The sequence below is a fragment of the Sporosarcina sp. P1 genome (assembly GCF_002743155.1).
GTDB classification, from domain to species: domain Bacteria; phylum Bacillota; class Bacilli; order Bacillales_A; family Planococcaceae; genus Sporosarcina; species Sporosarcina ureae_B.
The window spans coordinates 103,934-116,878 of sequence record NZ_PDYS01000006.1 but is presented as its reverse complement, the minus strand read 5'-3'; the positions used below and the strand labels follow the sequence as shown (position 1 = coordinate 116,878).

The window sequence follows — 12,945 nt, the reverse complement described above, 5'->3', positions numbered from 1 at the left end:
ATGTGGATTGTTATATATAAATTATCCATTCATGTAAATTATCATGTGTGTCATGCCGGGTGTCAAGACATGAGTTTATATATCCGTTCGTGATGCAGTATGATCAGACGTTCGACTATTAAAGATGGTGAAAGGTAAGCCTTTAACAAGAAAGCCAGTTTTCATACTGCTTCTTTATACTGTGCGGAAACTTTTAGTTCATACGAAACACTAACTAATCTAAATCTATTATGACGTTATATTTTCAAGTTTTACGTAGGTACTATAATTGTTTGCAATAAGAGAACGAGTGGATATCATCCAACTCTCGGAAGTATTGAATGAAGTGCTTACGAGGATACGGAGGGATTTCGATGTACTAGAGAAGCAGAACAAGCTGATACGCACACATGGCGGAATGGAATGAATAACATGAACTTAACTATTTTTTCTTGTTAGTTTGAAGGATAGGTTAGAAATAAGTGCGTTGTAACTATTGGAATGGTTTCGTTCACAGATATGCATTATAATTCAGTACATAACTATACATATTATATATGGGGCAGCTGCATATGTATCAGACCGGAGGCGATGAGGTTGGAAAACAAGCCCAGTATGAAGACATCTTCAACAACAATTGCAGGAGCCGTCTGTTGGGGATTGATCGGTTTATTCATAGCGCCATTATATGCACGAGGATTCACGGCTTGGGATGTGGTAGCAATTCGAGGGATTTTCAGCTTTGTGTTTTTATTTGCTATTATGATGCTGTTTTTTCGTGATCAGTTACAGACACGAATAAAAGATCATTTATTTTTTGCAAGTGCAGGTATTTTCAGTCTTGCGCTATTTAACTACTTTTACTTCGAAGTATTTTCACGTTCCAGCTTGTCTCTTGCCGTGACGTTATTGTATACAGGACCGATATTCGTGATGATTTTATCGCGAATCTTCTTTAAGGAACCGCTGACCGCACGCAAAGTATTAGCATTAGCATCTGCTATTGTAGGTTGTGCATTAGTGGTTAGACTATTGCCGCTAGGATCGGAGAGTATTTCTAGTCAGACGCTGTTCATGGGAGTTCTTTCGGGTTTTTGTTATGCGCTGTACAGTATTTTCACGAAGCCAATAACGAAACGATATTCCGCCTTGACAATTACTACGTACACATTCTTTTATATGGCTTTGTTCATGTCGCTGACAAGTGATGTATGGCGTAAAGTTAATACATTCCGATATGCTGACGTTTGGATTGCCGCTTTACTACTGGCGTTGATTTCCACTGTGGCAGCGTATGTGTTGTATACATCAGGCTTGAAGCATTTAGAAGCAGGGAAGGCATCAATTCTTGCGACTATTGAACCTATTGTTGCAGTTGTAGTTGGTGTACTGTTTCTTGGTGATCAACTGCTTCCGCTACAGCTATTTGGCATCGCACTTGTGTTATATTCAGCGATTCTAATAGTAGGTAGGAAAGTGAAAAGTGGTAAATCTATGAGAGAAAATCACTATTTTTGACGACGTAAGCAAAGAAAAAGTTTTCTCTCACAAGCGCGTTTTATGATTTACGTTTCCCTATTTCATCCGCAACCACAAATGCCAAATCATCATTCCCGAATAGTTGAAGCACATCCAGCATAGTTTCATTATCTATATGAAGTTCATCGAATTCATCATTGCTTTCCACGACTTCCTTTAAGGCGGAATTTGCTTGTTGTTCAGGGTATGCTTTCTGATAAAGTACTTGTGGATCTAGCTGATGATTCGCACACCACTGGACAAACAGGCGAATCATCAAATTTTCATCGTCTTTATATTTTTGAATGACTTGTTCCTCGATACTTTTAAACTCCATAGTGCAGACCTCCCTGGTCGTTTGGTTCTTTTAAGTATAAACGAAAGAGAGACTATCTAGTAGTGAATGTGATTGATTTGATTTGGATAGAAAAAACGTTGCTCAATTCTGGCAACGTTTTTTATCTATTAATTTTATTTCTTATGCTTTACAGCGGTTAACTCTGTATAAGTTTTCCCATTTTTATCTGTACTTTTGATAATTCCAATTCCTTTTGCAAGATATTCTCTGGAACCGTTCGGGTAACGAAGTATGACGACATTGCGGAAAGAACCGGCTTTCACTTTGATCGTCTTTGTCGTGCTTTCCACTAATACTTTATAATTTTCTTCTAAATTGTATCCGGTAAAGCTTTTCCCTTGTCTTAAAGGAAATGCGGCATCAACGAAAATAAAGTCAGATTCCGCCACTCCCATCATGAGTCTGTCTTTATCTTCATAATAGACAAACTCTGCATAAGAGAAAGGAGACTTTTTACTCGTATTGAATAAGTAAGTACTTTTTCCATCTCTTCTAGTAATAAAAGTTTCTTTAGTATCTTCCATGAATGAAGGCTCATAAGTGAGGGTCAGACCACTCACTGGCGATAAACCGCCGTTTACACTAGTGGGTGCTGCGTTAGGATTCTTTTTAGACAAAGCGGATGTATATACGAATCCCTTACTTTTGCCCGCTTGTACACGCGACCATCCATTAGATGAAGAAAAGACGGTTAGCTTAGAATGATTTTTAATAGTGCCCATTCTTTCTGCGTTTTGCGATGGCTTTGCGCGTAGAACGATATCGTTCTTTGCATTTACATACATACTAGTCGTTTTCGTTGCTGCACTTGTCTCGGTGGAGAGAGCGTTAGAAAAGCCAAGCACTACTAACATAAATACGAATATCATTTTTCTCATGTACATCACTCCTCGTTAATAGTTATATGTATGCATATTTACGAACAGCTCGTAATAGGACCATACTATCAAATTATACTATTCTATTTGTCATTTTAGCAAGCTAGCAATCAAGTACTTTATTTATATTGCACCAATTATCTACCACAGCGAAAGTAGACGAAAAATTTCGATTTCCTTTAAAGTTTGCTACACTAGTAGTATCACCGCTAGTCAATAATACGAAAAAAGTTAACGAACAGTTTTGATGATAAAGCGGATAGTATATTCAAGGAGGTTTTTGAAATGGCGGAAGATCGCTACCAACGTGGTTTGGAAAAGTTAATGGAACTTACGTTATCGGGTGAAGATAACCCGGCAGGTGAGATGGAAATTGGGGAGAGCTTCAAAGATGTAGCACCGGATTTGACTAAGTATGTTGTGGAATTTGCTTTTGGAGATATTTATTCGCGACCTGGACTGGATAATAAACAGAAGGTCCTTACAACGATTACGGCTCTTGTAGCACAAGGCAAGCCACAGATTCAAATGCATATCAAAACAGGCCTTGATGTAGGCTTGACGCCGGACGAGATTATCGGCTGTATTATGCACTTGATTCCGTATACAGGATTCCCGAGCGTGCTGAATGCTTTATCTGTCGCTCAAACCGTATTTGCTGAACGTGGAGTATCGATTACAAAAATGGACGAGAAGTGAGCATATGTGTTTCGAATGGGTACATCGTAAGTGGCTTCAACCGGTGATTTTCAAAACGGTTGAAGCCACTTTTCTACTCAGCGAAACGGACTTAGTCATTACACTGATCAAATAAAGCTAAAACAGCGTAAATAACAAATGAAGTATATGTAAGTGATACTTAGTCAAATCTGTCTTTCTTTTTACAACTTCATTATACTAAACACGTGATGATCAATAACAAACAGTACAGTATACGATTAGAGGAGAGATGTTACATGTTTTCAAATGAAGAAAGAGATGCGGTCTACAAAGTGATTTATAATAGAAGAGATGTGCGAAGTTTTTTGCCGACTCCCATTCCGGAAGAAGCGATACATAACGTATTGAAAGCCGCTCACCAAGCACCGTCAGTCGGCTTTATGCAACCATGGAATTTCATCATCGTTTCATCTGATGAAACGAAAGAGAAATTGGCTTGGGCAGCGGATAAAGAAAAACGTGCGCTAGCTATTCATTATGAAGACAATGGAGAAAAAGAAACAAAGTTCCTTGGCTTAAAAATACAAGGATTGAAAGAAGCACCCATTACTATTTGCGTAACATGTGATCCTACGCGGGGCGGTTCACACGTGTTAGGACGTAACTCCATCCCTGAAACGGACATGTTGTCGACTGCCTGTGCAATTCAAAATATGTGGCTAGCGGCATGTGCGGAAGGTCTGGCGATGGGGTGGGTGAGTTTTTATAAAAAGAATGATGTACGCGATATTTTGAACATACCCCCACATGTTGAACCGGTTGCTCTTCTGTCTATTGGTTACACGGAGCATTATCCTACTGCGCCTATTCTAGAAACAGCTAATTGGGAGAAACGACGAAGTTTAGATGATTTGATTTTTACGGAGCAGTGGAATAAGAAAAAGTAAATTAGTAGAGAAACGCACAGGAAATAATTATATAGTGTGAAGTGATTACAGTAGATGGAGAAAACCATGTCAACTGTAAGTAGTCTATATTTTTTTTGGTGGTAGCTCAAAGAAGTGGAATTCATCTGTGCATTTTTTGTATAATGGTAAGACTGACATCTGTAGGGAATAGGTACATGTAAAAAAACATTTCTGTACACGCAGGTGAAAGTTATGAAGAGAGGATTTGAACGTAACGATGAGTACTAATTTTTGGCGTGATCTACCACGGCCATTTTTCATACTAGCACCGATGGAGGATGTGACGGATGTGGTTTTTCGTCACGTAGTAAGCGAAGCCGCTCGTCCGGATGTATTCTTTACCGAATTTACAAATACGGAAAGCTTTTGTCACCCAGAAGGAATCTTCAGCGTGCGTGGACGTTTGGCGTTTACGGAAGACGAACAGCCGATTGTTGCACATATTTGGGGGGACAAGCCTGAACATTTCCGTGATATGAGTATTGGAATGGCGGAACTTGGTTTTAAGGGATTGGATATTAATATGGGATGCCCTGTGCCAAATGTAGCAACAAAAGGTAAGGGGAGCGGTCTAATCAACCATCCTGAAACAGCCGCGGCAATTATCCAAGCAGCAAAAGCTGGTGGGTTACCTGTCAGTGTAAAGACTCGTCTTGGCTACACAGATATAGAAGAGTGGCACACTTGGCTCAGACATGTACTGGAGCAAGATATTGCGAACCTATCAATTCATCTCCGTACTCGTAAGGAAATGAGTAATGGGAGTGCGCATTGGGAATTGATTCCCGAGATCAAGAAACTTCGTGATGAAATAGCGCCTGACACGCTGCTGACAATCAATGGAGATATTCTCGATCGTCAAATGGGTCTGGAGCTTGTGGAGAAGTACGGTGTCGATGGGGTTATGATTGGACGCGGAATTTTTAATAATCCATTTGCATTTGAAAAAGAGAAGAGAGAGCATGATCATAAAGAGTTGCTGGATCTTTTGCGTCTTCATTTGGATCTTTTTGACAAATATTCGACAGAGCTAGAACCACGATTGTTTAAACCGTTACGTCGATTTTTCAAGATTTACGTTAAAGGGTTCCGTGGAGCAGCTGAACTAAGAAATGATTTAATGAGTACGAATACGACAGATGAAGTGCGTGCATTACTGGATAATGTAGAACTTGATTAATAGTATAGAGAATCTATAACTTAAATAATTTATTCATACATGTGAAAGCCTTCTTGCCATTCCAGAAATACTGGTATGAGCAAGGAGGCTTTTTGCATAATAGAGTCCAGGTGGAATTATATCTTCTTACTTAAATAAACCGAGTTTTTCAATACGGCGAACTGCTTCTTGCAACCGTTCTTCACTTTCTAACAACCCAACACGAATATATCCTTCGCCGTAAATACCAAATCCGTTCCCCGGTGATACTGCGACGTCTGCTTTATCGAGTAATAAATCGGCAAAGGTTTCACTTGTAAACCCTTCTGGGACAGGTAACCAAGCGAAAAACGAGCCAGTAGGTGCTGTAACGTCCCAACCAATACGTTCACATTCGGTTAGCAATACGGTCAGACGACCTTCATAGAGCGCAACTAACTCTTCAACGCATTGTTGTGGACCTGTCAATGCTTCAATTGCAGCACGTTGAACTGCTGGAAAGATACTAGTAAATAAGTGGTCTTGCAATACGTTTAAAGCTTCAATTATTTCAGAGTTACCGACTGCAAAACCGACGCGCCAACCTGCCATATTATACATTTTGGAAAGAGACAGCATTTCAATGCCGACTTCCTTTGCTCCGTCAGTTTGTAAAAAACTAATCGGCTTCTGACCTTCAAAACCAATACCACCATACGCAAAATCTTGTAAAACGGCAATCTGATGTTCTTTGGCAAATGCCACGGTTTTTTCATAAAACTCGGGTGTTGCTGTGACGCCAGTTGGATTACTTGGATAATTTAAGTACATTAGTTTGGCGTCTTTTTTCTGATCATCTGTTAATGTATCGTAATCAGGAAGAAATTCATTCTCCTTACGTAGTGGCATCGTGTCATATCGAATACCTGCTAAGCTGACACCTGATAGATAATCAGGGTAACCCGGGTCTGGTAACAGTAATAAGTCTCCTTCATTCATAATCGCTAAAGGGAGTTCTACGACGCCGACTTTTGTGCCACCGAGTACCGCAACTTCTGTTTCAGGGTCAATCGTAACATCGTATTCACGCAGATAGTATTCAGCCACTGCTTGCTTTAAAGCAAGTGTCCCTCTAAACGGAGAGTAGCCGTGTGTAGCTGGATCTTCAACGGCTTCTTGCAATGCTTTAATAATATGAGGAGGTGTTGGTTGGTCAGGGTTTCCACGTCCTAGGTTAATAACATCTCTACCTTCATCCATAGCCTTTTCTATTTTATTTAATAATAACGTAAAGAAATGCGGAGGGAGATTTTGTAATCGGTTGGACAAAGCCATAGTCTATTCCTTCTTTCTTTGATAGGGTATTTGCGTTAAGTATACATAGATCATACTAGACTTATCAATAGATGGATGGTTATTTGATTCCAGACGATTAAGAAAATTGCGCGAAAAAATAATACTTATAGAAAAAGTCGGAGATTAAAATGATTTGTCGTTATTGACCTTGACAGTTTTATTAATTCAGATTAGTATATATTTTACGCATATAATTAAATAGCAATCTCTTATCAAGAGTGACTGAGGGAAAAGGCCCGATGAAGTCCAGCAACCCCTTGAACGAAACGAGGAAGGTGCCAAATCCTACAGCATGGTTTTCCATCTGAGAGATAAGCTGAGAATATTTCAGTACTTCTTTCATTTAGAAAAATGAAAGAAGTTTTTTATTTAGAAAGAAATTTTAATTCCAGCTGTTTATGATTGTTTTTACTAGAATATAGAAAGAAGTGAGAACATGATCCAAATTCAACATTTGTCTAAGGTATATCAGACAAAAGATAAAGTGGTAAAAGGTGTAGATGATGTATCACTAGACATCGCGACTGGAGAGATATTTGGTATTGTAGGTTATTCAGGTGCGGGAAAAAGTTCTCTTATACGCTGTTTGAATTTGTTGGAAAAACCAACGAGTGGCACTGTTTTAATTGATGATGTAAATTTAACGAAATTATCAGGGGTACAACTTCGCCAGGCACGGTTGAAGATCGGAATGATATTCCAGCATTTTTATTTAATTAGTCAAAAGACGATTTTTGAAAATGTCGCATTTGCTTTACAAGCAGCGAAAATGCCGTCAGATAAAATAGAGATTCGTGTAATGGAGCTTCTTGAAATGGTTGGTCTGTCTGAAAAACGCAACGTATATCCTGCACAGTTGAGCGGGGGACAGAAGCAACGCGTCGGTATTGCGAGAGCCCTAGCAAATAATCCATCCGTTTTGCTTTGTGATGAAGCAACATCCGCGCTGGATCCCAACACGACGATGTCTATTTTACGATTGTTGAAAAAGATTAATAAAGAATTGAATATCACCATTGTTTTAATTACTCACGAGATGAATGTTGTAAAAGAAATTTGTGATCGCATGGCGATTATGCAAGACGGAAAAGTGATCGAAGAAGGGCAAGTATATGATATCTTTTCTAACCCAGTTCAACCTTTGACGAAGGAGTTTATTAGCAGTGTAGTGTCTTACGACATACCCGAAACCGTCATGTCCAATTTGGTCGGTACACTAATAAAAATCACGTTTAAAGGTGAAGTAGCGATGGAGGGCGTGATTTCCGATACTATGCAGAAATATAGAGTGAAAGGAAACTTCTTGCATGGGTCGATCGAATATATTCAAGAACGAGCACTAGGGATTTTCTTGATGGAATTGCAAGGCGAGAGTGAAGAAGTAAAGCAAGCGATTGCATACATACTAGAACAAAATGCACAAGTGGAGGTGATCCGACAACATGTTTGATCTATCTCACATCATGGAACTCATGCCGGATATTACAAAAGCATTTGGTGAAACTCTTTATATGATCGGCATCTCACTTACGATTGCGCTGATTATTGGATTGCCGCTTGGCGTTTTGTTATTTACTACAGATAAAGGACTATTTTTAGAGAACCGTGCAATTAATTCGGTTGTTGGATTTTTAGTCAATATTATTCGCTCCATTCCATTCATCATATTACTTGTGGCACTTATTCCTTTGACGAAACTAATTGTTGGAAACATAATTGGACCTGCAGCAGCTAGTGTATCGCTTTCTGTAGCAGCCATCCCTTTCTTTGCACGGATCGTTGAAACATCCATGCGTGAAATTGACAAAGGGGTGATAGAGGCGGCAATCTCAACGGGTGCTTCGCCATGGATGATTATCTGGAATGTGTTATTACCTGAATCGAAGTCGAGTATTATCCAAGGACTTACACTGACATTAATCAACTTAGTTGCTTATTCAGCAATGGCTGGATTTGTTGGCGGAGGCGGAATTGGAGATTTGGCAATTCGTTTTGGTTATTACCGATATGATGACAGTATTATGCTCGTCACCGTCGCCATTTTAATAGTGCTAGTGCAGTTGATTCAATTTGGTGGGGATCGTTTTTCAAAATTGATAGATAAAAGATAATAGGGGAGAGATGAACTTATGAAGAAACTGGTATTTGCATTCATTCTTACTGCGTTGGTTGCGGCTTTAGCGGCTTGTGGAGAGGAAAAGTCTACTGAAAAATCGGATGACGATAAAAATATTCACTTTGGTGCAACAGCAGGTCCTTATAGTGATATGTTAAAAAAAGCGATCCAACCTGCACTTGAGGAAAAAGGATATACCGTTAAAATCACTGAATTCAGTGACTATATTCAGCCAAATATTTCGTTGGACAGTGGGGATATAGATGCGAACCTGTTCCAAAACATTACGTATTTGGAAAACTTCGAGAAAGAAAATAATATGGAACTCTCTGAATTAATTATAGTACCAACCGCACCATTAGGTATCTATTCAAATAAATATAAATCTCTTGAGGAAATTGAAGATGGATCAACCATCACTATTCCAAATGATCCAGTTAACGCAGCGAGAACGTTATACGTATTGGAAGATGCAGGGTTAGTGAAAATGGATGATGAAATTGACCAATTGACGGCATCTGAAAAAGACATCACGGAAAACCCAAAAAACTTGGTGATTCAGCCGGTTGAGGCGGGGCAATTGCCTCGTTCAGTAGAGGGAGCTGATTTGGCTGCAGTTCCTGGAAACTTTGCAATTGCAGCAAATATGGATTTGTTAGACGCTCTGGCTTTAGAAGATATGCCTGATCAGTTCCGAAATGTTGTGGCAGTGAAAACAGAAAACGTAGATAAGCAATTTGCGAAAGATATTATTGAAGTAGTAGAATCCGAGCAGTTTTTAGAAGTGATTGAATCTGATTTTAAAGGTTTCGGTAAACCAGCTTGGATGGAAAAGTAATAGTTGTATGTAAAGTATTAAGGTAAAAAAATATACCAGACTTGAAGACGATAGAAAGTGTCTTCAGGTCTGGTATTTTCCTGTGCTTTTTACTCTGTTTCCACCAATACAATATCATCTATAATTGGCACATCACGTTTTAATTCCGTGAGCATTTCTTCATCTACAGTGCTATCGATTTCACATATTGTAATAGCGGGCCCGTCAATAGCAAAACGTTCATTTGCCATACGAGCAATATTGATTCCTCTTCTTGAGAGAATGCCTAAAAGATCTGCAATAACACCTTTTTGATCGGTGTGGCGAATCAATAGTGCCGGACGTTCACCTGAGAATTTTAACGGATAATCGTCAAGTTCTTGTACTTCGATTTTACCTCCTCCAAGCGAACTGGCGAGGACTTTTATTTTATTGGTCGGTCCTGTTAACTCGACAAGCACGGTGTTTGGATGATAGCTACCGAGCACACGTTTCGTGAACTCGTATTCTAATCCTGTCTCTATCGCAAGTTCTTTCGCATGCGGAATTCTTTCATCTGTCGTATTGTACCCCATGACACCAGCCAGAAGCGCCAAATCGGTACCGTGTCCTTGATAAGTAGTCGCAAAGGAACCCATTAGTGAGAACTTCGCATGAATTGGTTGCTCGTTCAATAGCTGAAACGCAACGTTTCCAATTCGAACAGCTCCAGCAGTGTGTGAGCTAGATGGACCAATCATGACAGGGCCAATGATTTCATAGGCACTTTGATATTTAGCAGGAGCACCGTTGCTTTTTTCTTTTTGCTCTTTTTCTTTCCCGAATACTTGGGTTTTCAGTCTTTGACCAGTAGGTGTACCAGCAAGTCCACCGATTCCAGTTTCGCGCAGTGACTCTGGCATATTCTGTCCTACTTCGTGCATGACATGGATCACTTCGTCTGGAGGAATGATGCTCACCACCCCTGCCATTGCCATATCTGCAGCAGCTTCAGCTGTGATAGCATGTAGTCCATTTCGAATGATACAAGGGATTTCTACAAGACCTGCCACAGGATCACAAACGAGTCCCAATGAGTTCTTCAGCGCAATACCTATTGCGTGACCGACTTGGTCAGGTGTGCCGCCAGCAAGTTCCACTAATGTTCCTGCCGCCATTGCAGTAGCAGAGCCGACTTCTGCTTGGCATCCTCCCGCAGCCCCTGAAATGGAAGCACGATTCGCGATGACTAACCCTAGCGCAGAAGCCGTGAACATGGATAAGACGATTTGATCGCGTGTGTACTTGCCGCTATCGAGCGCATGTACAAGTACTGCAGGCAAAATCCCTGCTGATCCTGCAGTGGGGGTTGCGACAATTCGTCCCATATTCGCGTTTACTTCTGAGACCGCCAGTGCATTCGCAGCGGTGTGAAGGGTAGAAGGATGAACAAAAGAGTTCCCTTTTTCGGCATAGCTATATAAGCGCTGTCCGTCGCCGCCAGTTAGTCCTGTGCGTGACATAACAGAAGTAGTCGTCCCTTTGCGCACTGCTTCTTCCATCACCGTAAATTGTTCTGACATTTTCTTGATGATAGTTTCTCTCTGCATGCTTTTTTGCTTGATTTCGGATTGAATCATCAACTCGTAAATCGGCGTATGATCCTGTTCCGCATGCTCGATCAGTTGGTTTAAACTCGTGAATGCCATATGTGTTTGCTCCTTAAAGAGAACTGTTCAGATATAAAGATTCAAGAACCGTTCTCATTGTATTTAATATAAAACATTGCATCTATTGAAAGCGCTTACCTCCAATTATTTGTTATTTTACGTGAAATGTCAATTAATCGAAAAGATACCGAAGTACCTAATATCCAGTACCACGTATGTTTTTTAGCAACTTTGAAGATCTGTTAGCAACTAATGAAATAAGTTGTTGAATGATTTCTTTAGTTTCCTTAGTATTCGGCCGATAAGCCATATAATTAACCTTTTTCTCATGAACGTTTACTAATTTATTCTATAGTGTTAAATGAATAGTTTCAATGATTTGCAACGAACTGGATAAGCCCAATACAATCATCTTATGGTATGATGAATCAATGAAAATAGAAGTATGTAAATATATAATACGATTTGCAATGTAGGGGGATTTTTATATGAATGAAGAGACAAATTCAGTACAAGGAATTACAGAACTCAAAGAACAAATTATAAAGTATGAGAAAATCATAGAAGATTTATCAGCACCAATTATTCCTTCTATCGTACCGGAAACGATTTTAGTTCCGCTAACTGGTGCTCTTTCAGTAGGACGTTTTATGCATATCCAAGAAAAAATTGTGCAAAGAATACCTGCTAACAACATCGTGACAGTAGTCTTTGATTTCACCGATATCAGCACCTTGGCAGTGGAAGAAAATATGGGATATGAGCTATTGAGTGAAAAAATCAATGAATTAGTCAGCGTATTACAATTGATGGGCACAGAAACTATTTTTGTAGGTTTTTCACCGGCATTTGCTCAAAATTTAATTCTATCCAATGTATCGAACTTTAATCAAATCCGTGCATTTACGAATTTCCGTGAAGGTCTTCGATACTTATTAGATCAAAAAGGCATGGAAATTGTTTATAAAAAATAAACTAATGCCTGTGCAACAGCGGATTTTTAGTCTACTGTTATACAGGCATTCATTTATTACTTTACACTACGTCGAACGACCAATACGTCACATGATGCAGTCAAAACAATTGCCTCAGAGACAGAGCCTAGAAAAAAATGCTCAGCGTTCTTTACTCCTTGCGCCCCGCAAACGATTAAGTCAGCTTCTACTGCTTGTGCAAGGTCTTTGGAAATATTTACTTTCGGATCGCCATGTGTGATGTATGTTTCCACATGGTCAATACCTTCTTCTTTAGCAATGGTTTTATAGCTATTCAGCAAATCCCTTATGTGTTGCTCTTCCCGTTCGCGATAAGAAGTGTCATCTTCGTCAATCGAAAACATATCAATGACGCTGACGATGTGCAATCTAGCATTTTCTTCCAGCTTTACAATGTCTATCGATTTATAAAAAGCCAGTTTTGCTTCAATTGAACCATCTACCGCGACCAGAATATCCATATATTCATTCATCTGTCAAATCTCCTCTCAAAAATCAGGATAACCTTTCATT

At 39.6% G+C, this 12,945-nt stretch carries 14 protein-coding genes and 1 riboswitch; of the genes, 9 read left to right on the top strand and 5 right to left on the bottom strand.

Annotation, left to right across the window (positions count from 1 at the left end):
• Nucleotides 1-289 precede the first annotated feature (289 nt).
• Nucleotides 290-406 (top strand): DeoR family transcriptional regulator, encoded by a 117-nt coding sequence (locus tag CSV73_RS16680; protein WP_255407853.1) that lies wholly within the window; start codon nt 290-292, stop codon nt 404-406.
• Between the two features lie 170 nt (nt 407-576).
• Nucleotides 577-1,497, top strand: coding sequence for a DMT family transporter (locus tag CSV73_RS08515; protein ID WP_233202858.1), 921 nt, complete (start codon nt 577-579; stop codon nt 1,495-1,497).
• 40 nt (nt 1,498-1,537) lie between these two features.
• Here the strand turns inward: CSV73_RS08515 and CSV73_RS08510 are convergent, their stop codons facing one another.
• Both CSV73_RS08510 and CSV73_RS08505 read right to left on the bottom strand, forming a co-directional pair.
• The gene (locus CSV73_RS08510) at nt 1,538-1,834 is read right to left on the bottom strand and encodes a hypothetical protein (protein WP_099627197.1); all 297 of its coding nucleotides are present in this window, start codon (nt 1,832-1,834) and stop codon (nt 1,538-1,540) included.
• Between the two features lie 134 nt (nt 1,835-1,968).
• Nucleotides 1,969-2,733: an SH3 domain-containing protein gene (locus CSV73_RS08505; RefSeq protein WP_158232313.1), complete on the bottom strand. Its 765-nt coding sequence runs from the start codon at nt 2,731-2,733 to the stop codon at nt 1,969-1,971.
• Between the two features lie 285 nt (nt 2,734-3,018).
• On the opposite strand from CSV73_RS08505, the gene CSV73_RS08500 reads away from it, so the two are divergent.
• The 3 genes from CSV73_RS08500 to CSV73_RS08490 all read left to right on the top strand — a co-directional run bounded on the left by CSV73_RS08500 (nt 3,019) and on the right by CSV73_RS08490 (nt 5,541).
• The gene (locus CSV73_RS08500; RefSeq protein WP_085131854.1) at nt 3,019-3,432 is read left to right on the top strand and encodes a carboxymuconolactone decarboxylase family protein; all 414 of its coding nucleotides are present in this window, start codon (nt 3,019-3,021) and stop codon (nt 3,430-3,432) included.
• A 257-nt stretch (nt 3,433-3,689) separates the two neighbouring features.
• Entirely contained in the window at nt 3,690-4,340 is a 651-nt protein-coding gene (bluB, locus tag CSV73_RS08495; protein WP_085131853.1) for a 5,6-dimethylbenzimidazole synthase, read from the top strand.
• A 238-nt stretch (nt 4,341-4,578) separates the two neighbouring features.
• Nucleotides 4,579-5,541, top strand: a complete 963-nt coding sequence (locus CSV73_RS08490; protein ID WP_085131852.1) for a tRNA dihydrouridine synthase — start codon at nt 4,579-4,581, stop codon at nt 5,539-5,541.
• Nucleotides 5,542-5,667: 126 nt separating this feature from the next.
• On the opposite strand, the gene CSV73_RS08485 is transcribed toward CSV73_RS08490, so the two are convergent.
• A complete protein-coding gene (locus CSV73_RS08485) occupies nt 5,668-6,834 on the bottom strand; it encodes a pyridoxal phosphate-dependent aminotransferase (RefSeq protein ID WP_085131851.1) in 1,167 nt (388 codons plus the stop codon).
• Nucleotides 6,835-7,061: 227 nt separating this feature from the next.
• Nucleotides 7,062-7,173: riboswitch (SAM riboswitch) on the top strand.
• Between the two features lie 118 nt (nt 7,174-7,291).
• Between CSV73_RS08485 and CSV73_RS08480 the strand changes: the two genes are divergently transcribed.
• Genes CSV73_RS08480 through CSV73_RS08470 form a run of 3 tightly spaced genes read left to right on the top strand, consistent with a single transcriptional unit; the run spans nt 7,292 to nt 9,809 of the window.
• Nucleotides 7,292-8,305, top strand: a complete 1,014-nt coding sequence (locus CSV73_RS08480) for a methionine ABC transporter ATP-binding protein (protein ID WP_085131850.1) — start codon at nt 7,292-7,294, stop codon at nt 8,303-8,305.
• Entirely contained in the window at nt 8,298-8,966 is a 669-nt protein-coding gene (locus tag CSV73_RS08475) for a methionine ABC transporter permease (protein ID WP_099627195.1), read from the top strand. The genes CSV73_RS08480 and CSV73_RS08475 overlap by 8 nt, the downstream gene beginning before the upstream one ends.
• Nucleotides 8,967-8,984: 18 nt before the next feature.
• Entirely contained in the window at nt 8,985-9,809 is an 825-nt protein-coding gene (locus CSV73_RS08470) for a MetQ/NlpA family ABC transporter substrate-binding protein (protein WP_099627194.1), read from the top strand.
• Between the two features lie 89 nt (nt 9,810-9,898).
• Here CSV73_RS08470 and sdaAA read toward each other — a convergent pair whose 3' ends face one another.
• Nucleotides 9,899-11,476, bottom strand: coding sequence for an L-serine ammonia-lyase, iron-sulfur-dependent, subunit alpha (gene sdaAA / locus CSV73_RS16940; RefSeq protein WP_099627193.1), 1,578 nt, complete (start codon nt 11,474-11,476; stop codon nt 9,899-9,901).
• 449 nt (nt 11,477-11,925) lie between these two features.
• Between sdaAA and CSV73_RS08460 the strand changes: the two genes are divergently transcribed.
• Nucleotides 11,926-12,411, top strand: a complete 486-nt coding sequence (locus CSV73_RS08460) for an STAS domain-containing protein (protein ID WP_085131846.1) — start codon at nt 11,926-11,928, stop codon at nt 12,409-12,411.
• 56 nt (nt 12,412-12,467) lie between these two features.
• Here the strand turns inward: CSV73_RS08460 and CSV73_RS08455 are convergent, their stop codons facing one another.
• Complete coding sequence (locus tag CSV73_RS08455) at nt 12,468-12,905, bottom strand: universal stress protein (RefSeq protein ID WP_099627192.1); 438 nt, start codon at nt 12,903-12,905, stop codon at nt 12,468-12,470.
• Nucleotides 12,906-12,945 lie beyond the last annotated feature (40 nt).